Source organism: Tolypothrix sp. VBCCA 56010, from assembly GCF_050875635.1.
GTDB lineage: Bacteria > Cyanobacteriota > Cyanobacteriia > Cyanobacteriales > Nostocaceae > Hassallia.
Window position 1 is genome coordinate 1 of sequence record NZ_JBPAOH010000054.1, and the last position, 25,412, is coordinate 25,412.

Annotated in this window: 27 protein-coding genes; 11 read left to right on the forward strand and 16 right to left on the reverse strand. The window is 42.3% G+C overall.

Features of this window, described 5'->3' with window-relative positions:
- Positions 1-204: 204 nt before the first annotated feature.
- The 3 genes from AABK37_RS19065 to AABK37_RS19075 all read right to left on the reverse strand — a co-directional run bounded on the left by AABK37_RS19065 (position 205) and on the right by AABK37_RS19075 (position 2,573).
- On the reverse strand, positions 205-807 hold the full coding sequence (locus AABK37_RS19065; protein ID WP_432553118.1) for an HD domain-containing protein: 603 nt from the start codon (positions 805-807) through the stop codon (positions 205-207).
- A 45-nt stretch (positions 808-852) separates the two neighbouring features.
- Entirely contained in the window at positions 853-1,296 is a 444-nt protein-coding gene (locus tag AABK37_RS19070; RefSeq protein ID WP_432553119.1) for an aspartyl protease, read from the reverse strand.
- An 80-nt stretch (positions 1,297-1,376) separates the two neighbouring features.
- Complete coding sequence (locus AABK37_RS19075) at positions 1,377-2,573, reverse strand: site-2 protease family protein (protein WP_432553120.1); 1,197 nt, start codon at positions 2,571-2,573, stop codon at positions 1,377-1,379.
- A gap of 157 nt (positions 2,574-2,730) precedes the next feature.
- On the opposite strand from AABK37_RS19075, the gene AABK37_RS19080 reads away from it, so the two are divergent.
- Complete coding sequence (locus AABK37_RS19080; protein WP_432553121.1) at positions 2,731-2,967, forward strand: hypothetical protein; 237 nt, start codon at positions 2,731-2,733, stop codon at positions 2,965-2,967.
- Between the two features lie 66 nt (positions 2,968-3,033).
- Here AABK37_RS19080 and AABK37_RS19085 read toward each other — a convergent pair whose 3' ends face one another.
- Both AABK37_RS19085 and psaK read right to left on the reverse strand, forming a co-directional pair.
- On the reverse strand, positions 3,034-3,312 hold the full coding sequence (locus tag AABK37_RS19085; RefSeq protein WP_432553160.1) for a photosystem I reaction center subunit PsaK: 279 nt from the start codon (positions 3,310-3,312) through the stop codon (positions 3,034-3,036).
- Between the two features lie 213 nt (positions 3,313-3,525).
- Positions 3,526-3,780 carry a photosystem I reaction center subunit PsaK gene (gene psaK, locus AABK37_RS19090; protein WP_089126938.1) on the reverse strand — a complete coding sequence of 85 codons (255 nt, stop codon included), beginning with the start codon at positions 3,778-3,780 and terminating at the stop codon, positions 3,526-3,528.
- A gap of 123 nt (positions 3,781-3,903) precedes the next feature.
- Here psaK and AABK37_RS19095 point away from each other — a divergent pair, with 123 nt between their 5' ends.
- Positions 3,904-4,548, forward strand: a complete 645-nt coding sequence (locus AABK37_RS19095) for a phosphoribosylanthranilate isomerase (RefSeq protein ID WP_432553122.1) — start codon at positions 3,904-3,906, stop codon at positions 4,546-4,548.
- A gap of 308 nt (positions 4,549-4,856) precedes the next feature.
- Positions 4,857-5,282: a hypothetical protein gene (locus AABK37_RS19100; RefSeq protein WP_432553123.1), complete on the forward strand. Its 426-nt coding sequence runs from the start codon at positions 4,857-4,859 to the stop codon at positions 5,280-5,282.
- Positions 5,283-5,400: 118 nt separating this feature from the next.
- Here AABK37_RS19100 and folE read toward each other — a convergent pair whose 3' ends face one another.
- The 7 genes from folE to AABK37_RS19135 form a co-directional block, all read right to left on the reverse strand.
- Positions 5,401-6,108, reverse strand: coding sequence for a GTP cyclohydrolase I FolE (gene folE / locus AABK37_RS19105; protein WP_432553124.1), 708 nt, complete (start codon positions 6,106-6,108; stop codon positions 5,401-5,403).
- Between the two features lie 201 nt (positions 6,109-6,309).
- The gene (locus tag AABK37_RS19110) at positions 6,310-7,035 is read right to left on the reverse strand and encodes an SDR family oxidoreductase (protein WP_432553125.1); all 726 of its coding nucleotides are present in this window, start codon (positions 7,033-7,035) and stop codon (positions 6,310-6,312) included.
- 343 nt (positions 7,036-7,378) lie between these two features.
- A complete protein-coding gene (locus AABK37_RS19115; RefSeq protein ID WP_432553126.1) occupies positions 7,379-8,362 on the reverse strand; it encodes an acetyl-CoA carboxylase carboxyltransferase subunit alpha in 984 nt (327 codons plus the stop codon).
- Positions 8,359-8,580, reverse strand: a complete 222-nt coding sequence (locus AABK37_RS19120; RefSeq protein ID WP_432553127.1) for a hypothetical protein — start codon at positions 8,578-8,580, stop codon at positions 8,359-8,361. Before AABK37_RS19120 ends, AABK37_RS19115 begins: the two co-directional genes overlap by 4 nt.
- Positions 8,581-8,590: 10 nt before the next feature.
- Positions 8,591-9,610, reverse strand: a complete 1,020-nt coding sequence (locus tag AABK37_RS19125) for a long-chain acyl-[acyl-carrier-protein] reductase (protein WP_432553128.1) — start codon at positions 9,608-9,610, stop codon at positions 8,591-8,593.
- Positions 9,611-9,619: 9 nt separating this feature from the next.
- Positions 9,620-9,829 (reverse strand): hypothetical protein, encoded by a 210-nt coding sequence (locus AABK37_RS19130; RefSeq protein ID WP_432553129.1) that lies wholly within the window; start codon positions 9,827-9,829, stop codon positions 9,620-9,622.
- Positions 9,830-9,832: 3 nt separating this feature from the next.
- A complete protein-coding gene (locus tag AABK37_RS19135) occupies positions 9,833-10,525 on the reverse strand; it encodes an aldehyde oxygenase (deformylating) (protein ID WP_432553130.1) in 693 nt (230 codons plus the stop codon).
- A 176-nt stretch (positions 10,526-10,701) separates the two neighbouring features.
- Here AABK37_RS19135 and AABK37_RS19140 point away from each other — a divergent pair, with 176 nt between their 5' ends.
- From AABK37_RS19140 to AABK37_RS19150, 3 genes are all read left to right on the forward strand, one after another.
- On the forward strand, positions 10,702-11,526 hold the full coding sequence (locus tag AABK37_RS19140; protein WP_432553131.1) for a carbohydrate ABC transporter permease: 825 nt from the start codon (positions 10,702-10,704) through the stop codon (positions 11,524-11,526).
- A 188-nt stretch (positions 11,527-11,714) separates the two neighbouring features.
- Positions 11,715-11,966 carry a transporter suffix domain-containing protein gene (locus tag AABK37_RS19145; RefSeq protein ID WP_432553132.1) on the forward strand — a complete coding sequence of 84 codons (252 nt, stop codon included), beginning with the start codon at positions 11,715-11,717 and terminating at the stop codon, positions 11,964-11,966.
- Between the two features lie 351 nt (positions 11,967-12,317).
- Positions 12,318-12,587: a hypothetical protein gene (locus AABK37_RS19150; RefSeq protein ID WP_432553133.1), complete on the forward strand. Its 270-nt coding sequence runs from the start codon at positions 12,318-12,320 to the stop codon at positions 12,585-12,587.
- Between the two features lie 560 nt (positions 12,588-13,147).
- Here the strand turns inward: AABK37_RS19150 and AABK37_RS19155 are convergent.
- Both AABK37_RS19155 and AABK37_RS19160 read right to left on the reverse strand, forming a co-directional pair.
- Complete coding sequence (locus AABK37_RS19155; RefSeq protein ID WP_432553134.1) at positions 13,148-13,951, reverse strand: Uma2 family endonuclease; 804 nt, start codon at positions 13,949-13,951, stop codon at positions 13,148-13,150.
- Between the two features lie 106 nt (positions 13,952-14,057).
- Positions 14,058-14,759 (reverse strand): rhomboid family intramembrane serine protease, encoded by a 702-nt coding sequence (locus AABK37_RS19160; protein WP_432553135.1) that lies wholly within the window; start codon positions 14,757-14,759, stop codon positions 14,058-14,060.
- A gap of 165 nt (positions 14,760-14,924) precedes the next feature.
- On the opposite strand from AABK37_RS19160, the gene AABK37_RS19165 reads away from it, so the two are divergent.
- Positions 14,925-17,012 carry a tetratricopeptide repeat protein gene (locus AABK37_RS19165; RefSeq protein ID WP_432553161.1) on the forward strand — a complete coding sequence of 696 codons (2,088 nt, stop codon included), beginning with the start codon at positions 14,925-14,927 and terminating at the stop codon, positions 17,010-17,012.
- Between the two features lie 165 nt (positions 17,013-17,177).
- Here the strand turns inward: AABK37_RS19165 and recN are convergent, their stop codons facing one another.
- Positions 17,178-18,962, reverse strand: a complete 1,785-nt coding sequence (recN, locus tag AABK37_RS19170) for a DNA repair protein RecN (protein ID WP_432553136.1) — start codon at positions 18,960-18,962, stop codon at positions 17,178-17,180.
- Positions 18,963-19,311: 349 nt separating this feature from the next.
- Here recN and AABK37_RS19175 point away from each other — a divergent pair, with 349 nt between their 5' ends.
- The 3 genes from AABK37_RS19175 to AABK37_RS19185 all read left to right on the forward strand — a co-directional run bounded on the left by AABK37_RS19175 (position 19,312) and on the right by AABK37_RS19185 (position 22,790).
- Complete coding sequence (locus tag AABK37_RS19175; protein WP_432553137.1) at positions 19,312-21,300, forward strand: ABC1 kinase family protein; 1,989 nt, start codon at positions 19,312-19,314, stop codon at positions 21,298-21,300.
- A gap of 183 nt (positions 21,301-21,483) precedes the next feature.
- Complete coding sequence (locus AABK37_RS19180) at positions 21,484-22,014, forward strand: nucleotidyltransferase family protein (protein ID WP_432553138.1); 531 nt, start codon at positions 21,484-21,486, stop codon at positions 22,012-22,014.
- A 29-nt stretch (positions 22,015-22,043) separates the two neighbouring features.
- Positions 22,044-22,790 (forward strand): class I SAM-dependent methyltransferase, encoded by a 747-nt coding sequence (locus AABK37_RS19185; RefSeq protein ID WP_432553139.1) that lies wholly within the window; start codon positions 22,044-22,046, stop codon positions 22,788-22,790.
- Between the two features lie 321 nt (positions 22,791-23,111).
- On the opposite strand, the gene AABK37_RS19190 is transcribed toward AABK37_RS19185, so the two are convergent.
- Positions 23,112-24,473: a TrpB-like pyridoxal phosphate-dependent enzyme gene (locus tag AABK37_RS19190; protein ID WP_432553140.1), complete on the reverse strand. Its 1,362-nt coding sequence runs from the start codon at positions 24,471-24,473 to the stop codon at positions 23,112-23,114.
- A 160-nt stretch (positions 24,474-24,633) separates the two neighbouring features.
- Between AABK37_RS19190 and AABK37_RS19195 the strand changes: the two genes are divergently transcribed.
- Positions 24,634-25,332 carry a class I SAM-dependent methyltransferase gene (locus tag AABK37_RS19195; protein ID WP_432553141.1) on the forward strand — a complete coding sequence of 233 codons (699 nt, stop codon included), beginning with the start codon at positions 24,634-24,636 and terminating at the stop codon, positions 25,330-25,332.
- Positions 25,333-25,412: the final 80 nt, after the last annotated feature.

A 25,412-nucleotide genomic window follows, 5' to 3' on the forward strand; every position in this document is an offset into this window, starting at 1 on the left:
CCGTTATGCTATAACATCGACCCGTTATGCTATAACATCGACCCGTTATGCTATAACATCGACCCGTTATGCTATAACATCGACCCGTTATGCTATAACATCGGTCTGTTATGCTATAACATCGGTCTGTTATGCTATAACATCGGTTTGTTATGCTATAACATCGACCTGCATTTAAAAACGCGCTTGTTTTTACACAAAACTTTACTTTGCAACAGTCTCTTGCAGATAACCAGCTGCAACACAATCCTCAATTAGTTGCTGAATAAAGAACCAAAGTTCAGGGACACCTGTTTCTACTGGTGTGATCCGTTTCATGACTTTATCGCGTGTGATGTTATGAATGCGCCAAGTACCACCTGAGGTAAGCTGGTTGTGCAGCAAGGGTTGTATGCGGTCTAAAGCTGTGGCAAACTTTGCTGTAGGCGTTTTTTGTGCTTCAAATTCTTCCCAAAGCGATCGCATTTCATCTGCTTGATCGACTGGCAAAAGTCCAAATAACCGCAATGCTGCTAATTCTTCTTTTGCTGCCTTATTTTCGTTTGCCTGCACATCGTAGCAGAAAGTGTCACCCGCATCAATTTCTACTAAATCGTGAATCAGCAGCATTTTCAACGCACGCAATTGATCGACTCCAGACGGCGCATATTCTGCTAATACTATTGCCATCAGTGCCAAATGCCAAGAGTGTTCGGCACTATTTTCTTGACGTGAAGCGTTAGTTAACAGCGTTTGACGCAAAATTAGCTTTAGCTTGTCGATTTCGATGATGAATTGAATTTGTTGAGTCAGTCGGTTGGTTTGCACTTTGAGTATTACTCCAAGCAGTAAGCATCGCCCTAATGCATCAATTTATAGGACAGTAAGATAGGTTTCCTTACCTTCCATTGGTAAAAGCCTCAATCGCTGATTTTTCAAATCAGGTTCTAAACCTAAATCCTCAAGGGGAATTAATCCGAACATTGGGTCTGTACCTGCTGGCAATTCGATACAATTAAAAGTGCCTTCTCGACCCTCAACACAAAGGCTCAATTCTCTAAAGATACGAACTTTTTCTACTCCCACCGCAATTTTTACGTCTACTTCACCTTGAAGAACCAGTCCTAATTCACTAATTATGTTTGTAGGTAAGCAAAGTCGAGTTGCACCAGTATCAACTAAGACATTTTCTAAGTTAATTGAACGAATTTGATCGGCTGTGATGAATCCTCTTTCTGCCAGAATTTGATCGATGCGGTTAGTGACGGTAATTTTGGTGGTAACTTTGCCCATTCTGTTGTCAGTAATGGTTTTCATAATATCTTCTCCCAAGCTAGCTTTTGGGAATTAATTTTTGTCGGATGCATTACAAAGAAAGTACGGTATCCGACATTTTATTAGTTTGTGGTTGATTTAGCGATCGCACCCAATTGTAACCCAGGTGGAAAACTTCCTTCTTCTTTCACTCGCTTAATATCAGCATCGCTAAACCGCAAATTCAACTTTTGTGCTACAGTTCGCAGAATGTCGCCTCTGTCAATTACACCAGCGACAGCATCGGCGGGAGAAAGCACGGTAATATAAGCTAGCTGTTCATTTTCCAGCTTGTTGATTACTTGCGCTAAAGTTGTAGACTCAGCAACAGTTGGTATTTCTGTCAAGGGATGCACGATACTTTGTAAAGTTTTAGTTTCCCATTCGCTTCTTTCACACGAGCGCAAATCGTCAATTGAAATCATCCCTTGATAACGTCCATCAGCTGCCGCAAAATAAATCTGTGGTGCGGTGCTTTCTAATAAATACAAGTCGGCAAAAGAACGCAAAGTTTGATTAGCATCGACTACGCGAAACTCACGAGTCATCGCTTCACTCGCAACTACTGCAAGTAAGCTTTCTTGCAATGTCGTCACGCTGTCATAGTTTTTGGCATTACGAACGCCAAACCAACCTAATAAAGCAATCCACAAGCCTAGTGCTAATTCCCTGGTAAAGAAATCTACCACAAATCCCAAGGCGATCGCACTATAACCCAAAATTTGCCCTGCCCGCGAAGCCCAGTGTACAGCTTGATAGCGGTTTCCTGTGGCTTTCCAAACTGCTGCTTTTAATACCTGTCCTCCATCTAAGGGTAAGCCAGGAATTAAGTTAAATAACGCCAAAACTAAGTTAATTCGCGCCAAATCTCCCACCATTACACTCGCTGGGCTGGTGTCAGGCAACACATAAGCTATAACACGCAGCAGAAAAAACAGCGTCACGCTAACCAATGGACCAGCGATCGCTACTTGAAATGCTTTTTCCGGAGTTTTCGATTCTTCCTCTATAGCAGCAATGCCACCAAAAAGAAACAGGGTAATTGAGTTAACTTTAATGCCTTGTGATTTAGCAACCAAGCTATGACCAAGTTCGTGCAACAACACAGAACCAAATAGCAATAGTGCCATCACCACTCCAGAACTCCAAGCTAGCACGGGTCCCCATTCTAGGTAAGCTACCCCAAAATTGAGAGTTGCCAGCCCCACAATCAAAAACCATAAAGGATCTAAAAATAGCGGAATTCCAAACAAAGACCCGATTTTCCAACTTTTTTGCATTACATCACCTTAAAATTTAAATATCTCTCTTCTGTTGCGACATTTGAGTTTTAAGTTATTTTTTCTACAAAATAATAATTTTTGCCGCTTCAGCAACGCCAAAGAAACCATACCCTTCAATTTCTAGAATAGACAATAACGCAGTTTATAAAGAAGGATGAAAATCTGTCTTTCCCAATGCCCCATGCCCCATGACGGCAGGTGCCTCAACGGAGGGAACCTCCGCACGGCACTGCCTCCCCAATGCCCAATGCCCAATGCCCCATGCCCCATGTCCAATGCCCCATGTCCCATGCCCCATGCCCCATGCCCCCTGCCCAATGCCCAATGCCCAATGCCCCATTTTCAAGTCAAAATGCAAAAAGGCAACAGGCGATCGCCTTGCGGTGATTAGCAAGCGAAGGTTAAAAGACCTGCCACCTTTTAAGGGCGTTAGTTGCGATATGTTAAGGAAAAAAATTTACAAAACGCCGATATTGGTCAATCCCAAAACCGCAGGAATGCCAATTAAGTGACCAACACTCATTGAAGCGAGGAATGTACCGACGCTGGGATTATTAAATACTTCGGGGAAAGGTAAAGTCATCTTCTGACCAACGTGCGGAAGGCTAACTATCCGGGGAATAATTAAAAGAGATAACACACAAGCGCCAATGATAACTGGTGTTCCACTCCAATTCCATTCGGTGCCAGTCTTGGCGACAGTTGATTGAACAGCGAATAAGATTGACGACATCATCATAGTTGCTTCTCCTGCATGAACAAATTTATTTAGGGCTGTAGAAAACTGATATTTCGTTTTTTTACAGCTACATTCATGCTGCGTCTGATGAAGCGCTGAGTCTTCCTTCAAAGGAGAGGTTTACACTTCCTCCCCCAGAAAGGGTGACAATAGTTGCTTTATCCCCATGCAAAGAGACGTTACATGTAACGTCTCTGTGTGTGATAAAACTTACAAACTACCGATATTGGTCAATCCTAAAACGATGCCAATGCCGACAACATGACCGAAACACATTGCACCGATGAATGCCGGAATGCTGATAGGCAGTATAGGCAGTTTAGGACCAACTAAAGGCTTTTCAATTTTGAAAGTTAGCAAAAGTGCCACTAAACAGCTGACGCTGATGATAATAGCTACGGTGGGATTCCACTCAGGTGTAGCGGGAACAGTCGTAGCAGCTGCAAGTAAGATTGATGAAATCAAGTTTGTATCTCCTTCCGATTCATAAAAAATTATAAAGTTAGAAAGACAAAAAAAGAAGAAAACTAGGAATTGTTTGTATAAGTTAAACTTAATATAATTTTGTTACAAATATTTAAATTTTTTATGCGGGTTAAGATTTGCGGAATTACTCAACCAGAACAAGGTCAAGCGATCGCCTACGCAGGTGCAACAGCACTAGGATTTATTTGTGTCCCATCTTCACCGCGCTACGTCAGTGCAGCGCAAATTCGTGCAGTAGTTGCACAACTACCCGAAACTACTGATACAATTGGTGTTTTTGCTAACTCTACATTTGACGAAATCGCTCAAACTGTTGCCGATTCTGGTTTAACTGGTGTTCAGCTACACGGTGACGAATCAACTGAATTTTGCTACCAAGTGCGCCAATCTCTACCCGACGTAGAAATTATTAAAGCTCTACGAATACGCAGCTTAGAAGATTTTGAATTAGCTGCTACTTACACAAAAAGTGTGAATACTTTGCTACTTGATGCCTATCATCCCCAACAGTTGGGCGGTACTGGTAAAACCTTAGATTGGAACATGCTACAGCAATTTAACCCTAGTTGCCCTTGGTTTTTAGCAGGGGGACTAACGCCAGATAATATTGTTGAGGCTCTAAATCAAGTTAAACCTAGTGGTATAGATTTATCCAGCGGTGTAGAACGCGCCCCTGGTGATAAAGATTTAGACAAAGTAGCCCAGTTGTTTGCGCGACTGCGAACGAAAACACAATTGGATGGGTAATTTTATATAGGTGTTCTCACTTGTGTCAAATACATTGATTGCGTAGGGACAATTCATGAATTGTCCTTTGGAGCTGCGGTATCGTTGTGTATTGCATCCAACAACAGAACCGCTATATTCGTCAAAAATGCCCGCAGGCTAGAAGCCCCGATACCCTGTAAGGGTATTGCCTTTTTCAGCGCTCTTTGCGCCGACTACAAAAATTTTTCGCTATTTCTGGAACAGTGCTTGCTTTTTGGGAAGTCTAGAATTAGAGGTGATTTAATCGCCTGCTGTCAATGCCTTATAGTCAAGTAAAAACAAATTTTATGAAATCTAATTATAATCGCCAATATATGTTAAAGCTAGGTTTGTTTAGCGCAGGTGCATTGCTGTGCTTGATACCCTTGCTTTCTTTACCAACAGTAGTTTCGGCTTCAACTAGACCTCAAACAGTCCAAATAGCTGCTCTTAATGATTGTGTCAATGATATATCAGAAGGTTTCTCTGTGGAAACGAGAAATTATTATGTAGGTATTTGCTACACAAATAAAGGTAGCTTCTACGTTGGAAGAACCAAGAAATCAGGCGATCGCTTAGTTATTCCGGTATCTTATAACAAAGCAAAGAATGTCTACATTGCCAAAAATGGTGAGTATACTTACACCCTTGACTTAAACAAAAATCAGCTACTTATCAAGTTACCAAATGGCAACCTCTATACTGACAAAGTGATTAGAGTAATTGATTCATGATTATTAGTTAGTGGGAGCGTGGTTGTTTGTTAGTAGTTAGTGGTTAATAGTTAGTGGGTAGTAGAAAAACTAACAAATATCAACGCTCCCACTATCAACCAACAACTAACCCCTAACCTTAAAAGAACGCTGCTTGATGGCGAATTAAATTAAAGAATTCTTCCCGGGTTTTTTGCTCATCTTGGAACACACCGATCATCGCACTGGTAACGGTCCAAGAACCGGGTTTTTGTACACCCCGCATTACCATGCACATATGGCTAGCTTCCATGACAACAGCAACGCCTTCAGGTTCTAAAATAGCTTGAACGGCTTCGGCGATTTGGCGAGTTAGTCTTTCTTGTACTTGCAAGCGTCGGGAATACATTTCTACAATGCGGGCAAGCTTACTCAGTCCTACCACTTTTTGGTTGGGGATATAAGCAACATGCGCTCTACCCATAAACGGCAGCATATGATGTTCGCACAAACTAAAGAAATTAATATCGCGAACTAACACCATCTCGTTATGCCCTTCATCAAAGATGGCATCATTCACGAGGTCTTCTAGAGATTGGTTGTACCCGCTGGTAAGAAACCGCATTGCTTCTGCTACGCGTTTGGGTGTTTTCAAAAGTCCCTCACGTTCAGGATCTTCTCCGACACCCACCAGAATTGACCGCACGGCATCCTTCATCTGCTTTATGTGTTCGTCTGAGGGTTCGTGCAAATCAGGTTGGCGTCCGTCGCGGGTATTGCGATCGGGTCTGGGATTGATGGCTTCTGACAAGTCGGGAATTAAAGGAGATTGAGAGGCATTGGAACCGTTGGAACCAGCAGTAGTCATAAAAGGTCAGTCTTTGTTAGAGTTTGAATTACTTTTGAGTTATGAGTTATGAGGAGCGGAATTAGGAGTTATGAGTTATGAGTTATGAGTTAATTCCGCGCCGACTAACTCCTGTACAGACGCGATCGATCGCGTCTGTACAACTCCTAACTTCTAATTTTGCGCCGACTAACTTTTAATTTTGCTCCTCAAGAGATGCACTTACAAAACGCCTTTGCTGGGCATAAGAATCAATTCGTCAACAACTGCCTCTGGTGGTAAAAGTGCGGTGTGAAGAATCGATTGAGCGACGATTTCTGGGGTTAACATATTTGCGCGGTCAAGTTTGACGCGGACTGTTTCTGTGTCCCAGAGTTCGGTGTTGACAGCACCTGGACAAATAGCTGTGACGCGAATGCCGCGAGCGCGTTCTTCTTGTGCCAAAGCTTGAGAAAGGGATATCAAACCAGCTTTGCTAACGCTGTATACTCCCCAACTGGCAAAGGCTTGCTTGCCGGCAAAAGAAGCGACATTGATGATTGTGCCCTGCCCGCGATCGCGCATTGAAGGTAAAATCCCCAGAATACACTGAAACACGCTGGTAAGATTTAAGTCGATTACCTGCTGCCAGTCTGCTAAAGAAGTTTCACTCAAGGTGGCTGTATATCCCATGCCAGCATTGTTTACCAGAATGTCTATATCGCCAAAGTCACGGGCGATCGCGCTCATCGACTCTTGTACTTGGGCAACACTTGCTAGATCCACAGTATAAGCTTTCGCTGTCACCTCTGCGTGCCTTGCTGCTACTGCTACTGCCTCTAACTTCTCAACAGAACGGCTTACCAAAGCGACATCTATCCCCGCTTTCGCAAATGCCAATGCTGTTGCTTTGCCAATTCCACTGCTTGCTCCAGTAATTAGAGCGCGTCGTTTTTGCCTAACACTCATGCTATCTCCAATTTTTTTGGTGGTTACCAAACTGCACCGCCACCTAATTATTCAAAACTTTTGCAATGAAATAGATTAAACAATTCTGAGAATCTGATAAGTTTTCCTCAACAACTGCTAATCTTGCATTGCCAAGATAGGTATGTTCTCAGTTTTACGTTTTGTAAAAGAAGACTATACAACTTTCGCTACCGAAATTCTTTGTCCGGAATAAAATTGATTAGTTAGTCAATTAAAACACCAAAAATGCTAATACCTATGGCTGTTGAAGATTGTTAAAAATCTTTACATACCACAGGCAATTATAGCATTGCTGCAAAACGAATCAATTATGATTATAGGGCTAGGAATGAGAAACTTCCGTGAAAACACCAATTTTGCGGAATTTTTCATAACGCAATTGGCGGCGTTCGGCAGGAGTTAAGCGGTAAAGTTCTTCCAAATTGTCCAGCAGAGCTTGTTTAAGAGTATTAACGGCTTTGAGGGGGTCGGAATGAGCGCCACCGATGGGTTCGGGTAATATCTGGTCGATAATTCCCAAACCTTTCAGGTCATGTGAAGTCATTTTTAATACAGCCGCAGCTTGAGGAGCTTTGCTGGCATCTTTCCATAAAATGGCGGCACAGGCTTCGGGAGTAATTACGGTATAAACAGAATGTTCAAACATCATCAGGCGATCGCCTACACCAATACCGAGGGCGCCACCGGAACCACCTTCACCAATGACTGTACAGATAATTGGCACATCCAGACAGAACATTTCTCGTAAATTGTAGGCGATCGCTTCACCTGCACCTTGTCGTTCGGCATTCACTGTCGGCAAAGCACCTGGGGTGTCAATAAAGCATAAAATCGGCATCCCAAACCTGTTAGCATGTTCCATTAAGCGCATTGCTTTGCGATAACCGCCAGGAGTTGCCATCCCAAAGTTACGGGCAATATTATCTTTAGTGTCGCGTCCTTTTTGATGACCCAACATGACAACCGGCATTCCACTCAAACGACCCACACCACCCACTAAAGCCGGATCGTCAGAACCACAGCGATCGCCATGTAACTCCATCCATTCATCACTGATTGCCTGAATGTAATCAAGAGTACTAGGGCGGCGGGGATGACGAGCCACTTGCAGCCGCTGAGACGGCGATAAACTAGTAAAAATTTCCTCACGCAGTTCCATAGAACGAGCTTCTAATTTACGAATTTCGCTCTTAACATCGACGCCATTTTCTTCTGCAAGTTGACGAATCTGCTCAATTCGGTTAGCAAGTTCTGCAAGAGGCTTTTCAAAATCCAACAACAGCGGTTTGCGCTCAGTAGTAGTCATAACTTAGGGAGTAGGGAGTAGGGAGTAGGCAGTGGGGAGTTGGGAATTGGGAATTGGGAATTGGGAATTGGGAATTGGGAATTGGGAATTGGGCATTGGGAATTGGGCATTGGGCATTGGGCATTGGGCATCTCCCCTTTCCCCTTGTCTCCTTGTCTCCTTGTCTCCTTGTCTCCTTGTCTCCTTGTCTCCTTGTCTCCCCATTCCCCATTCCCCATTCCCCACTCCCTAGACTAGCAGCGGTCTAAATCCGTGTTTGACTGACACCAGACCAATCTGCTCCATTTTTTCTACCGTAATCTGATTGCGCCCCCAAGAAAAGTTCGTATATAACTTCTCAAATTCGAGCAGCATTGATTCGGCGAAGCAAGCAAATAACTGCCTTGCGGGAACATCCATATTGACTATGTTCATAATTTTCCAGTCAATATCTAGAGAATGTTCGACAATGCCACCATTTAATACATGCACGCCTGGATGCTGAATTTTCATGGCGAGGTTTTTCGGATAGCCTCCATCAATTAGCAAACAAGGTTGCTTCAATACAGAGCAGTCAATTTCCACGCCTTTGGGCATACTCGCAACCCAAACCACTATATCAGCTTGTGGCAGTGCTTCATCCAAAGACATGATTTTGCCCCGCCCCAGTTCCGATTGCAAATTTTTCAGGCGATCGCAGTTACGCGCTATCAGCAATAGTTCTTTAACATCAGTTCTCGCATCTAGCCAGCGGCAGATAGCACTACCAATATCACCAGTAGCACCGCAGATAGCAACAGTCGCGTTTTTGAGTTCAATTCCCAATTGCTTTGAGGCTTGCTCTACTTGCCGACAAATAATATAAGCAGTGTGAGTATTCCCTGTCGTGAAGCGTTCAAACTCTAGTTTAATATTGCGGACTTGCCGAAACTGCTCCAAGTTAAAATTTTCAAAAATAATTGAGGAAAACCCACCCAAAGCCGTAATATTTATGCCATTCTTTTGGGCATGAGACATAGCATTGAGAATTTTGCGAGTTGCTGCCTTGATGCGTCGAGTTGCTAGCATCTCCGGCAAAAAGCAAGATTCTACATACCGTCCTTCAATTTTCTGCCCAGTAACACTGGTAACAGTAATAGTATCAACAATTTGCGGCGGGGCGCTGCACCAAAAATCTAAACCTTGATCGGCATATTCTGGGTAGCCCAATTCTTTAGCTACCGCTTGCGCGTGTTCCAAACTAGTGAGGTGTCCGATTAGACCAAACATGTAGTGTTATTAAACGTGTGCTTTGTCGAAAGCGTGGAATGGATGGGGGAGTGGGGGGGATGGGGAGAGGGGGGGATGGGGAGATGGGGGGATGGGGAGATGGGGGAGATGAGGGAGATTAGGGAGCAGGGGAAGAAATTCCCCCTTGTCCTCCTTGTCCTCCTTGTCCTCCTTGTCCCCCACTCCCCCACTTTCCCACTCCCCAACTCCTCTGGGCAATAATTACGCGGCTGTGAGTCCGTAGGCTGACATCCGCATAATGTCGCGGGTGGTGAAACCGATGTTGCTTAAAGCTTCTCCGTATTGAATCATGAAGTCTTCTACCAAAGCTTCTTTTTCCATTGCCAAGGTGTGGGCATCTTTCTCAACAGAATTGAGCATTCTCCAGACTATGGGGAGGTTTTGGCGATTTGCGTCTTCTAATTCGGCTTTGGATTGGGTAAAGTTTTCTTTTAACCAAACTTCACCAAAGTTGAGATGGCTATATTCATCTTTTACCACACCTTCAGTGATTTTACGAGCAAAATCATCGGCAACGGGGATGTAGATGTTGTATGCAGCGATCGCAAAACATTCAATAATCAAAGATTGAATCAGCAGGCAAGTAACAACTTTACCCTCGGCTGCTGCATCTTGGAAATTTTGGTGCAATCCTGAGAAAAACTCGCGGGCAAATTCCAGATCCGGTGTAACCTTGAGATTGCGTCCACAAGCTTCAAATCCCTTCTTGTGGCGACTTTCCATTTTGGATAAGCGAATTAGTTCATCCTTGCTTTCTGGCAGCAGTTCAGCCAGTTTAATGTAATTTTCGTGTGCTTCCTGTTCCCCTTCAATCACAATTGCATTAATCCGGCTGTAAGCATCTTTGTAAATTTCGCTTTGAAAATCAATTTCCGATTCGGCTGCAAGCTGCATGAAATGAACGCTCCTGTAAATGTGAATCTAATTGATACCAGAGTTGAGTAGACCCTATCTTTCAGGGTAATAGTTGCCGTGATTTAATTTAACTTAACAACTTACTATGTTATAGATTAGCGGTTCTGTAGCGCGATGCTCTAGTGGTAGAGAAACAAATACGGTTAGCAAAATTTATGTCAAAACAAAGTTGGAATTTTAAATATACCGATTTTTTCAGCCTGGGAGTGCTTATATTAGGGGCTTTTATCGTTGTTTTGCCGTGTGTGGTTGTCTTTGTTACATCCTTTGCTCCTAGGAGCGCATCTCTGGAAATTTTACCGAATAAGTTATCTTTAGCCAATTACCACGATGCTTGGCAACGAGGTAATTTTTTGCTGGCGTTTGCTAATTCTACCTTGGTGGCAGTAGCTGTGACGGCTTTTCAAATTGTGACTTCGGCGCTGGCAGGTTACGCTTTAGCCCGGTTAAAATTTCGAGGTAAGCAAGCATTGCTGCTGATTATTTTGGCGACGTTGGTGATACCCTTTCAGTTATTGGTGATTCCGATTTTTTTGGTATTGAAGTGGGGACACCTGATAAACACTTACGGGGCATTGATTTTACCGACTGCGGTTAATGGCTTTGGGATTTTTTTGTTACGTCAATATTTCCAAACAATTCCGGTAGAGTTGGAAGAAGCAGCAGCGATAGATGGGGCAAACCGACTACAAATTTTGTGGCGGGTGATGTTACCTTTAGCGCGTCCGGCTCTGGTAACATTGTTTTTGTTCGCGTTTATCGGTGAATGGAACGATTTATTTAAGCCTTTGGTGTTTACGACACGTCCAGAATTAAAAACGGTGCAACTTGCTTTGGCAGAGTTTCAAGAGCAATTTACGAATAATTGGTCTTTGATGATGGCGGCGGTGGCGATCGCCACTGTACCTGTGATGGTATTATTTTTAATTGGGCAGCGTCAGTTTATTCAGGGTATTGCGACAACCGGGATAAAGAATTAAGCTTTTGGGATCGAGGCGTTATAAGATAACATCGGGATGTATTGGCATTGCAGGGTTGTCCCCATCTCCCTTGTGTCCCTCTAGATGCTATCAATCCCCTTTGCGAATCTCAATCAAGTTAACTCTCATGGTGGAGTTTTTCACTCCTTCAACAACGCTAAACTCAGAATCTGTGACAATCAGGAAATATGCAAAGACTGGGTTTAATTTTAATTGTCCTGTCGTTTTTGCCGTGGGTCGCAATTCCTTTTGTTGTGCCATTTTTACCGCTTTCTGCTGCCCAAAAAGCGATTTGTGTCCCCGTGTTGCTGGTTCTTGCAGAAATTTTCTTTTGGTTGGGTGTGCTGTTGGTGGGTAAAGAAGTCGCACAACGCTATCGGCAATACTTCAGTTTGGGGTTTTTGAAGAAGCAGGTAAGAAAATTTCGGCGTAGAAGGTAATGGCACATCTTGCATCAAGCAATGAAAATCATGTCCGTTTAATTACTCCTGTCATGCTTGTAGATTACCTATTAACGAATCGCATTCGGCTTTGCCGTTGCCGCAGCCTGAATGCCTGCCTCTACGTACATCTACTTAAAATTGTAATCTACTTGTGCTAAATTATTTAAATATGGTACAGTAGTTATTGTTAATTGAAATTGAACTGAATTAAGTAGAAAGGCACAAAAAACCTAAGCATGTAACGAAAAGTAAAGTTGTCCAAAAACCTCTTCTCTTCTGCCTTCTGCCTTGTCATAACGACAATTTTTAACGCCGACCTATTTAATCACTATACTTGGAGGATTATAAATGAGCATTAATTTATTTGATGCTGGGTTTTATGCTAAAAATAATTTAGATTTAGGTAGAGCTGGACTGACTACAGATATACAGCTACAAAGCCATTTTGACAGATATGGACTTGATGAAAAACGTGCATTTAGTCCTTTTGTAGACCTTAGCTTTTACAAGTCTAGTAATCCTGATTTAGCTGCTGCTGGACTTACCTCTGACCGTGCTGTACTTAACCACCTTCAAAACTATGGCGTTAAAGAAGTCGTAAGTTTTCCCCCTTTGTAGACATTGATTATTATCTAAATGCTGCGGCTGATTTAAAGAGAACCTTTGGAGATGATAGAGAAGCAGGGTTTAATCACCTGAAGAACTATGGAGCTGCAGAACTAAGAGAGATGTCAATTATATTTAACCCTGAGTTCTATAGAACTAATAATTCCGACTTATATAGTCTTCCGTGGAGAGGTGTTGAATTACTACAGCATTTTCAGAAATATGGTGTTAATGAAGGTCGTACTGCTTCTCTATACTTCAATGTTAAATACTACCGTGATAGAAACCCAGACTTACTTAATTTTGACTATAAAAAAGCTGCTGAACATTATGCTAGATATGGTCAGTATGAAGGTAGGTTTAACGGTATATTCATGATATCTACTAGTCTTGGTTTTAGCAAAACATATGGAGCTTACGAAACTAATGTACCTCGTTTATTAAGTGTTACACCTGATGGTAGACAACTACAACTTATAAAGATTAATGATACTTCAACCTCGCCTAGATTCTTAGAGTTTAGAAATCCTGATTATTCCCTTCAGTGGAGTATCATAGCTCCTTCAGATGTCTCATCCGAGTTGTTCAACTTCAGATTCCGACAAACCCGTTAACTGGGCTACCTGTTCTATCCCCATTTTTTGCTGCAACAAATTCACAGCTATCTGCCTGATTTGCGATTCGGCTTGTTCAGCACGTTGACGTTCTTGTTCGGCACGTTGACGTTCTTGTTCGGCACGTTGATGTTCTAAGTCGGCTATTTCCTCGGCATTTGGCAGCAATTGTCCATCCAAAGTTGCCCAGCGCAGCCAAGTGGCATCGATGCCTTTGTATATTCCCTGCCAGCGCACCAACGCTAAACCTAATGATTGACTCACAAGCTGATTTTGGGCATTTGCTGGAATGGGTTGATAAACTCCGCGATTGAGAAAAAATCCGGCACAATCATCAGCATTAAAGGGGTCAAACCAGAAATATTCAGAGACACGTAACAGATTTTGATAAATTAGCTTTTTCTCATTTTTGTCTTGGGCAGCGGTGCTGTCAGATAGCAATTCAATTACTACGTCAGGTCCCTTTCCTTCTTCCCAGACTACCCAACAAAGGCGTTCTTTTTTCGGTACTCCCAACACTACAAAGAAATCGGGTCCTCGGAAATCTTGGTTTTTGACTTGTGCCAAGCTGTAGTAGACAAACATATTGCCCCCCACATAGCCATCATCGCGACTCGCTAACCAAAGAAATAAGGTATCAATAAGCATGTCCATTTGGACTTTGTGCCGTTGAGTTTCCATCGGGATACCGTCGTCGCTTATCAGGTCTGCTTGCGTTGGGGGCAGTGCCACGCTAGATTCAGCTAATATAATTTCTGACATGGCGTTTTCGATTTTGGATTTTGGATTTTGGATTTTGGATTTTGGATTTTGGATTTTGGATTTGAGATTTGAGATTTGGGATTATAAGTGAATTTCTGACTTTATATTAACGTCGTTGTAGTATTCGCATGTAAGCTGCACCAATCAAGAATCCTACGCCATGTACCCAGTAGGCAATGCTAGGCTGATTAATGCTGGTGGGAATGTTTAAACTACCGATGCCGTAAAAAAGTTGTTGGGCAAACCACCAAAATAGATAGAAAATTGCTGGTATTTGAACGGGGATATAGACAATCAGCAGGGGTAAAACTGAGTCGATTTTCGCTTTGGGAAATTTTACCAGATATGCGCCTAAAACGGATGCGATCGCACCATTCGCCCCAATCAATGATACGCTCAAACTCGGTTCGGCGATAATTTGTATCATCCCAGTCAATATCCCAGAACCCAAGTAAAATCCTAAATAGCGTCTTGCCCCGAAAATGTTTTCTACAGTCTTCCCAAAAACCCACAAAAATAGTAAATTGCCTAATATTTGACTAAAACTGCCGTGCAGAAACATACTTAATAGCAGTGAAGTGGAACGCATCACTACTACTATCCAAGCTGCTGGATTGCCCGCTAATGCTTGCGTAGCCGCCTGACTAATTTGTGCCGGAATCACGCCTAAATTGCTGATTAAGTATCTCAATTCCCCAGTCAGTTCTAATTTTAATTCCCATAAGAATAGAGCGATGTTAATGCCAATTAGCCAGTAATTAACAATCGGCTTTCTGCGCGTATAAATGTTATCACTAATAGGAATCATCTGATTTTAGATTTTGGATTTTAGATTTTGGATTTTAAATTAATATTTCTCCCCATCCCCCCATCCCCCCATCTCCCCCTCCCCCCCTCCTCCCCATCCCTTCATCCGGTTTGCCTGTGGCAAGATTGGAATTGTGATAATATCGCGCTGGAAATGGCAAGGCAAATGCTGGGAAACACACTTGTTGGACGATACCAAATTATTAAACATTTGGGAGGTGGTGGTTTTGGGGAAACGTTTGTTGCTTGTGATACTCAATTACCAGGTTTACCTCAATGTGTTGTCAAGAAACTCAAACCTCAGTCAAATGACCCGGTATCTTTGCAAACAGCTAGACGTTTATTCGATACGGAAGCTCAAGTTCTTTATAAGTTGGGTACACACGATCGCATTCCCCAACTTTTGGCTTACTTTGAGGAAAATGAAGAATTCTATCTCGTTCAAGAATTTATCGAAGGTCATGACCTTAGTCAAGAGTTAACATCAGAAAAAATTAATCAAGCGGAAGTTATTTCTCTTTTAGAAGAAATATTAGAAATTTTAGAATTTGTCCATCGACAAAAGGTCATTCATCGCGATGTCAATCCGCGAAATATACTCAGACGAAAGCTAGATAATAAGTTAATTTTAATCGACTTTGGAGCAGTTAAAGAAATTACTACTCAAGTAATTAATCCGCAACTTAAAACCAAATCTACTGTTGCTATCGGAACTCCCGGATATATCCCTGGTGAACAAGCTCAAGGTAGTCCTAAATATAGTAGTGATATTTATGCTGTGGGGATAATTGCTATTCAAGCATTAACAGGTTTATCAACCGAGCAAATTGAAAAAGATGTAGAAACAAATGAAATTATCTGGCAAAATCATATTTCGGTAATACCAGAGTTCGCAAACTTTATCGATAAAATGGTGCGTTATGACTTTCGACAACGCTATGCTTCGGCAACTTTAGCATTACAAACACTCAAAGATTTAAATAAACCACAATCTAAAACAGTTACATTAAATTTTTCTCCGATCAAAAATCAAATAAGCAAAAAGCAAAAACAAAAAGGTATATTTATAAAATCTGTAATCGCGTTAACTTTTATCGGGGTAAGTATTGGAGCTTCTTTAGCGATTGTTCATAAAATTAATTCTAATAATGCGATTGAGTTGTATAATCAAGCAAATACGCTTTATGTTTTGCAACGCTATCAAGATGCTTTATCTGTGTATGAACAAGCAGTTGATATTAAACCAAAATATGCTCAAGGATGGAATGGTCAAGGGAAAACTTTGTATGAGTTAAAGCAATATAAAGAAGCTTTGACAGCATACGATAAGGCAATTCAAATTAAACCTGATTATTTGGATGCTTGGAGTGGACGAGGCTTTGTTTTGGATAAGTTGCAGCGTTATAGTGAAGCGATCGCTTCTTTTGATAAAGCTTTACAATTAGAAAAAAATCACTCACATATCTGGAATGCTAAAGGTGAGGCTTTAAGTAATTTAACACAATACGACAAAGCGATTAAAGCTTATGATAAAGCGATTGAATTAAAAGCAGATTATTACGAAGCTTGGTATCATAAAGGTTTTGCGTTGCAAAATTTAAAACGATATGAAGAGGCAATTACTGCATTCGACAAAGCTGTAGAATTAAGACCAGATTATTCGCTAGCTTGGTATAATCGCGGCAATGCGTTAGTTAATTTACAACGCTATCAAGAAGCATTTACAGCTTATGATAAAGCTGTACAATATAAAGATAATTATTACCAAGCTTGGTTGTCTAGAGGCAATATGCTGATTAACTTGCAACGCTATCTAGAAGCAATTGAATCTTTTAACCAAGTCATTAAATACAATCGCAACAGCTATCAAGCATGGTTTAATCGCGGTTGGGCACTGCATAAAATGCAACGTTATGATGATGCTGTTACATCTTACAATAAAGCGATAGAAATTAAACGGAACGATTATCAAGTTTGGTATAACTTGGGAAATTCGCTATTTAATTTAAAGAAATACCAAGAGGCGATCGCATCTTATAATAGAGCAGTTCGTTACAAAGCAGATTCTTACGAAACTTGGTATAGTCGAGGCAATGCGTTATATAATTTGAAACGATATCAAGATGCGATCGCTTCATATGAACAAGCGATTAAGTTTAAGCCAGATTACAAGGAAGCTATAGATGCTCGTAATGTAACTCTAAGTATATTGCAAGCGGAGAAATCTAAGCTTCCGGTTATTCCTAATTTTTAATACAGCAAAAGTCAAGAGTCAAAAGTCAACAGTCAAAAGTCAACAGTCAACAGTCAACAGTCAAAAGTCAACAGTCAAAAGTCAACAGTCAAAAGTCAACAGTCAACAGTCAACAGTCAAAAGTCAACAGTCAACAGTCAACAGTCAAAAGTCAAAAGTCAAAAGTCACCCCTTGTCCCCTTGTCCCCTTGTCCCCTTGTCCCCTTGTCCCCCCCTCTCCCCCTCCCCCCCTCCTCTTCGTCGGTGATTGGCAGCTTGTAGTAGGAGTGATTCGGCAAAAGCGATCGCTTCATTTGCTGATTTACCTCCGGCTAGTTGGGCGAGTTCATCGCGGCGGGTGGTAATATTATCTAGGCTGGTGACGCGCACGACTGTACGCACTTGATCGTTACCGTTATTATTGATGGTTTGCTTATCTACGCGGAAATGACGATCTGCCATTGCTGCTACTAAAGGTTGGTGGGTAACGCACAATACTTGCTGATGTTGACTGAGTTGATGTAATTTTTCGGCGATCGCTTGTGCGACTCTGCCAGAAACACCAACATCGATTTCATCAAATACCATTGTTCCCGCAGTATCAGCTTGAGAAAAACAAGATTTCAACGCTAATAAAAAGCGACTCATTTCTCCACCCGAAGCGATTTGTGTTAAAGGTTGCAGCGGTTCTCCCGGATTCGGACTAAACATAAAGGTGATTTTATCAGCACCAAATGCGGTGGGAGGAGTCAGCACTATTTCAACTTTAAATTTTACCTTTTCCATCGCTAAAGGTTTGAGTTCATTTAGCAATCGTAATTCTAAAGCTGCTGCTGCTGTGCGACGTAAGTCAGTTAATTGCCCAGAAACTTGAGTCAGCTTTTCTAAACAAATTTTTTCTTGCTGTTCTAAAGTTTCTATAGATTGTTCGCTGTCGTTAAGTTCTGCTAATTCTGATTGGATGTGCTGATAGTAAGCGATCGCTTCTGTAAGTGTCGGTCCATATTTGCGGCAAATTTGCTTCAACTCACGAATTCGCTCTTCTACTTCTTCTAATCGTTGCGGATCTGCTTCTAAACCTTCACCATAAGCGTTAATTTGTCGCGCTACTTCTACCACCGCTGTTTGAGCATCTCTCACCAAATCTAACAGCGATTGTAACTGCGAATCGTATTCTACCATATGATTTAATGCAACTTCGCTGTCTGCGAGTAAGTCGCCAACAGTTAAAGCTTCATTATCATTTTGGTACAACGCTTGATAAACTTTGTAGCTCATTTGTTGCAGATCAACTACATGATTCAAGCGCTGCTGTTCTTGTTCTAATTGTTCCAATTCATCAGGTTCAGATAAATTTGCCGTTCCTAATTCTTGAACTTGATAAGTTAGTAAATCGAATTGTTGCAAACGTTCCCGTTCGGAAGTGCGACGTTTTTCGGTTTGTTGATGCGCGATTTGGTAAGCTGTAAAAGCAGTTGTCACAACTTGACGCTGTTGCATCAACTTTTCCCCACCGTAAAGATCCAACCAGTCACGAACTTGAGCAGATTGTCCTACTTGTACAGTTTGACCTTGAGCGGTGATTTCCACCAAGCGATCGCGTAACCCCGTCATCAATTGTCGATTTACCAAAACTCCATTTACACGCGATCGACTGCGGATATTTCCTGATGTCGCGGTGATTTCTCGGCTAATAACTACACAGTTATCATCTATTGAATCAATTTCTTGTTCGCTCAACCAAGCAGCAAAAGCAGAATTAGACGTGAAAGTAGCTTCTACCATCGCTCGACTTGTACCAGTGCGAATCAGCCTGCTAGAGACCTTACCACCCAAAGCCGCATCAATCGCATCCAGGATAATCGACTTTCCCGCGCCAGTTTCACCTGTTAATACATTTAGTCCAGCGCCAAAGTCTAATTCTAATTGGTCAACCAAGGCAAAATTTTCTATTCTCAGACAGAGTAACATGAAACCAATTTCTCCGTTAAGGCAGACGCCGGATTTTTTAAATTAAGAGACACTAAATAGAAGGGCATTGGGCATTGGGCATTGGGAATAGGGAATGGGGAATGGGGGAAAGCAAGTTACGTTTATTTCTGCCCACTACCTAGTTTAATTTGACTTTGATGTGAATTGACAATGCAATACCAAGTTGCGTTCATCTCTTTCTCTGCGCTCTCTGTGCCTCTGCGGTTTTTATTCTCTGTAAACGCAACTTACCATAAATCAAAGACCCATACGCTATTTCCCCCAATTCTCGCCTGTAATAAATTGTTACAATACTTAACGTGGACGTATCGACGCAGTGGTTAACTTCATGAGTGCTAAGACAATTTCCCCAACTGACCAACCAATTGATGTTGAAGTAGTGCCTGAAAATAGTGCGCTAGTTCCTGTAGTGACACCAAGCGTATCTCAGATAGCGATCGCACCCGAAGCAAAACCGGAATTGCGTTACGAGCCGATCGCCCTCGCCGCGTATTATAAAAGACGACCGCTGCAAGTTTTGCGGCGTATTTTCACAATTTTGACACCGACTTTATCCTTTGCTTTTGGCTTGTGGTTGGACAGCAAACGGGGAATTGTCGTCAAAAATGACCAACGTCGTGCGGTTCAGTTGCGACAACTGCTGACACGATTGGGACCGGCTTATATTAAAATTGGGCAAGCATTATCTACCAGACCGGATTTGGTTCCGCCTGTATACTTAGAAGAATTAACTCGGCTACAAGACCAGTTACCGGCTTTTCCGAATGAAATTGCCTATCAATTTATTCAAGAAGAATTAGGTGCGCTTCCAGAAGATATTTACTCGGAACTTTCCCCCCAGCCAATTGCCGCAGCTTCTTTGGGACAAGTTTACAAAGGTAAGTTGAAAACTACTGGTGAGGAAGTTGCTGTTAAAGTGCAGCGTCCGGACTTACGCGAGGGTATAACAATTGACTTATATATTTTACGTCGCCTTGCGGGGTGGGCACAAAGAAGCATCAAAAGAGTGCGAAGTGACCTAGTAGGGATTTTGGATGAATTAGGCGATCGCATCTTTGAAGAGATGGACTACATCCACGAAGGACAAAACGCCGAGCGATTTTTTCAGTTATACGGTCACATGAAAGACGTTTATGTACCGAATATTTACTGGGAATATACGAATCGTCGCGTTTTGACGATGGAGTGGATCAACGGCACAAAATTAACTAATACAGCAGAACTTAGCGCCCAAGGTATAAATGCACGTTATTTAATTGAAGTTGGTGTACAGTGTTCTTTGCGACAACTGTTAGAAGAGGGATTTTTCCACGCTGACCCGCACCCAGGTAACTTGTTAGCTACAACCGATGGTAAACTAGCTTATCTTGATTTTGGGATGATGAGCGAGATTAAGCCGCCGCAAAGATATGGTTTAATTGAAGCGATCGTCCACGTCGTCAACCGCGATTTTGAAGGTTTAGCGAAAGATTACGTCAAGTTAGATTTCTTATCACCAGAAACCGACTTAACCCCAATTATTCCCGCTTTTGCCAGAGTATTTGCCAATGCTGAAGGTGCTAGCGTTGCTGACCTCAACATCAAAAGCATCACCGATGACTTATCAGCTTTGATGTATGAGTATCCTTTCCGCGTTCCACCTTACTACGCTTTGATTATCCGTTCATTGGTAACGCTGGAAGGGATTGCCATCTATATAGATCCGAACTTCAAAGTTCTCAGCGAAGCTTATCCTTACGTTTCCAAACGCTTGTTAACCGATCCAGCACCAGAATTAAGAGCATCTTTGCAAGATTTGCTCTTTAAAGGAGGTACATTCCGCTGGAATCGTTTGGAAAATCTGTTAAAAAATGCTCGTAACAATCAAGATTATGACTTGAATGTGGTTTTAAATCAAGCATTAGAGTTTCTATCTTCCGATAGAGGAGCTTATATTCGCGATCGCGTAATAGATGAAATTGTCAAAGGAGTTGATGCTTTAGGTAGAAACGCTTTGCATAATTTTACATATCTGCTGCGGGAACGAGTCGGCATAACAGCAATTAACGAAACTCCCTCAGCATCAATTGAACAGCAACAAACCCTAGAGCATATCAAACGTATTTTTAATATTCTCCAAGAAACCCGTGGCTTCGATACAAAACAGCTTGCTCCCCAACTTGCACAGTTGGTGGTAAATCCAGGTGTGCAGCGTTTGGGTCAGCAAGTTGCTAGCACCTTAGCGCAAAAAGCCATAGCCAGACTAATTCGGGAATTTCTAACCCCGGAAGAAGTTGTTGTCAATCCCAGTCAACCAAAACTACCTGCAAGAGTGTAAAGCTTTAGCAGGGTGCGTTAAAGCTGAGAGTACGACACCGTATTTCTTGGTGCGTTACGGCTAATCCTCACTCTCTCAAACCCTCAAATCCTTACATAGCCGTAACACACCCTACTTAATATTTACTACCTGCTTAACTTGTAGTCAGCTCTTCAGCGCTTACTACATTCATATAAATTTAAAATGAATGCTAACACACGCCTACAAATAATTTTGGCTGATTCGCCTGTTGGTATGGTACTGCCGGCGATCGCGCAAAGCAACCTTCCCAACTGGTGGTTAGCAGGTGGTGCGGTGCGAAATACTGTTTGGCGTTATATTTTTGGTGAAGAATGTGAGTTAGTTATCAATGACTTTGATATTGCCTTCTTTGATGAACAAGGAAATCGTTCTCAAGAATTAGCAGCAAAAACAACTTTGACAAATCAATTTCCTGACTACAAATTTGATGTCAAAAATCAAGCTAGTTTCGCTCGTTGGCGTGATGGTCGCCAAACCTACACCAGCGCAGAAGATGGCATTGCAAATTGGCTCCACACAGCCACTGCTGTAGGCGTGAAGCTAGATGTAGAAGGAAAATGGCAATTTTTCACCCCCTACGGCTTAGATGACTTATTTGGCGGTATTATCCGCCCGACACCAGCACATATCAATAACCCAGATGCTGAACAAAAAGCGTCTGGGTTTCTGCAAAAGTGTTCTTGCTTGCGTTGAACAATTTAAAATCTAATGCGTGCATATAATTGGGGCAGTTAAATGCACCAAACGGCACTTTAGAGAAACAATTAAACATGTCTCAACCAATAAATTTTGACAACCATTCACCGATTAGTGCCGATGAATACGATCGCACTGTTCAGTTAGCGCTACCGGGCTATGAAGTCATGCATACAATGGTTGTTGCGTGTTTGCAGGCTTATTTACCCGAAAGTGCCGACTTACTTGCGGTAGGATCGGGTACGGGAACAGAAATAATACGCTTAGGTAACGCTTGTCCGCAGTGGCATTTTCTGGGACTTGACCCCTCAGAAAAGATGCAAGCGATCGCAAAAGAAAAAATATCTCATCATCAACTTTCCCAGCGAGTGAAGTTGATCCAGGGCTACACACAGGATTTACCTACAGATATCCTGTATAATGCTGCAACCTGCATTTTAGTCATGCATTTTATTCCACCATCAGGTAAATTACAGTTTTTGCAAAACATTGCTCAACGTCTTCATCCTTCTGCCCCGTTTGTACTTGTAGATGTTTTCGGCGAAAAGACAAGCCACCAATTGAAACAATTAATGCCTATACTACAAGCTTATTGGGATGAAATGGGACTGTCACGGCAAAAGCAGCAAGAGTTTTTGGTAAGATTTGACCAAGGGACATATACCGTACCGGAAACCAGCATTTTGAATTTACTTGAGCAAGCTGGTTTTGAGAAAACGATGCGTTTTTATACGGGACTTTGGGTTGGTGGTTGGCTAGCCTTCAAAAAATAAAATGATAAACAACTCGGCGATCGCATTAATCCCTTCCCGCTCGAAAAATACCTATTTAACGAACCGCAAAGACACGAAGTACACAAAGGAAGAAGAGAAAGAAGATAGGTAATCTTGTAGCGGGAAGGGAGTAATCCAGTTGAGATACTCGTTCATCTCGCTCAAAGACTCATTTTCATCAGCCTAAATAAACGGTAACACTCGCTTACAGATAATCTAGGAGTATGTCACTAATCGCTCCTAAACTTCGGGTTTGAGCGATCGCGTTCAAAAAAGCGTCTGATGAAGCACGAGTGCGCTGCTGCCTTTGGCACGCAATAGTTATTGACTAATTACAGGCAACCCAGCCAGCGCCATTGCTATCTCATCGCTGCTATACTCAGTATCGCGTAACAACCCGGCTTGATAATCCATGTAAGCCTGCATATCAAAGTGACCGTGACCGCACAGGTTAAATAAAATGGTCTTGCTAGCACCTTCTTCTTTGCAGCGCAATGCCTCATCAATTGCACCCTTCACTGCATGATTGGCTTCAGGAGCCGGTAAAATCCCTTCAGCACGGGCAAAGGTAAGACCAGCTGCAAAACAGTCAAGTTGTCCATAAGCTTTTGCGGAAATCAAACCTAAATCGACAACGTGACTTAAAAGCGGTGCCATGCCATGATACCTTAACCCGCCGGCATGGAAGCCTTGGGGAACAAACGAGCTACCGAGAGTATGCATCTTCACTAAAGGAGTCAGATGTGCGGTATCGCCGAAGTCATAAGTATATTTGCCTTTAGTCAATGTAGGGCAAGCTGCCGGTTCGACTGCGACAAATTTGATATCGCGATCGCCTTTTAACTTTGCACGCATAAAAGGAAAGGCAATGCCAGCGAAGTTACTACCACCACCCGTACAGCCGACAATAATATCAGGATAATCACCTGCCATTTCCAACTGTGCTAGTGCTTCAATACCAATTACAGTCTGATGCAGCAGCACATGATTCAGCACACTACCTAAAGCATATTTAGTTTGCTCATCCTGTACTGCGACTTCCACCGCTTCGCTGATAGCAATGCCCAAACTGCCATTGCTGTCAGGATGTTCTTTAAGAATCTTGCGTCCCGCTTCAGTTTCGTTACTGGGACTAGCTATTACCCGCGCTCCATAGGATTCCATAAAAGCACGACGGTAGGGTTTTTGATGGTAGCTGACTTTTACCATGTAAACCACTACCTCTAAATTAAAAAAAGCACCAGCCAAGGAGAGCGAAGAACCCCATTGTCCTGCACCAGTTTCAGTGATTAGGCGTTTGACTCCGGCAATTTTATTGTAATAAGCTTGAGGAATAGCGGTGTTTGGTTTATGACTGCCAGCAGGACTTACTCCCTCATATTTGTAGTAAATTTTGGCAGGAGTATCAAGAGCTTTTTCTAGACGTCTGGCACGGTAGAGTGGAGTTGGTCGCCACTGACGGTAAATTGATTGTACTTGGTCAGGAATCTCAATCCAACGTTGTTGGCTGACCTCCTGCTCAATTAGCTGTGTTGGGAAAAGCGGTTCTAAGTCTTTTGCTGTAATCGGTTGACCTGTACCAGGGTGTAGCACTGGCGGCATAGGAACGGGCAAATCTGCCTGGATATTATACCAGGAGTCAGGCATCTGGTCTTCTGTAAGCGTGTATTTGATAGTGTCCATCTGTTAAAAGCTACTGCTATCTTACTTTCGTTGCCTTGCTCACCTTGTTGGTCAGGAAAAATACTATGGCAAGTGTATTCTCATTTTTAACAATTGTCTTAGTATTAGACAATGATTTTTTTTTATAAACAACGGTCAAAACAACACAAATGAATGAGATATGTCTCAACCAATAGATTTTGACAAAAATGCACCCATTACTGCTGATGAATACGATCGCGCTGCTCAGTTAGCGCTACCAGGCTATGAAGCAATGCATACAATGGTTCTTGCGTGTTTGCAGGTTTATTTACCCGAAAGTGCCGACTTACTTGTGGTAGGATCGGGTACGGGAATGGAACTAGCACGCTTAGGTAACGCTTGTCCTCAGTGGCATTTTCTGGGAATTGACCCCTCAGAAAAGATGCAAGCGATCGCAAAAGAAAAAATGTCTCATCATCAACTTTCCCAGCGAGTCAAGTTGATTCAGGGCTACACACAGGATTTACCTACAGATATCCTGTATAATGCTGCAACTAGCATTCTAGTAATGCATTTTATTCCACCATCAGGTAAATTAGAGTTTTTGCAAAGCATTGCTCAACGTCTTCATCCTTCTGCCCCGTTTGTACTTGTGGATGTTTTCGGCGAAAAGACAAGCCACCAATTGAAACAATTAATGCCCATACTACAAGCTTATTGGGATGGAATGGGACTGCCACCGCAAAAGCAGCAAGAACTTTTAGCAGCATTTGACCAAGGTGTATATCCCTTAGCGGAAACCAGCATTTTGAATTTACTTGAGCAAGCTGGTTTTGAGAAAACGATACGTTTTTATACGGGACTTTGGGTTGGTGGTTGGCTAGCCTTCAAAAAATAAAATTATAAACAACTCGGCGATCGCACCCGCTTAAGCTTTTTATCTTGACTTTTCAGTAATTATATGGTTATTCAGCAGAA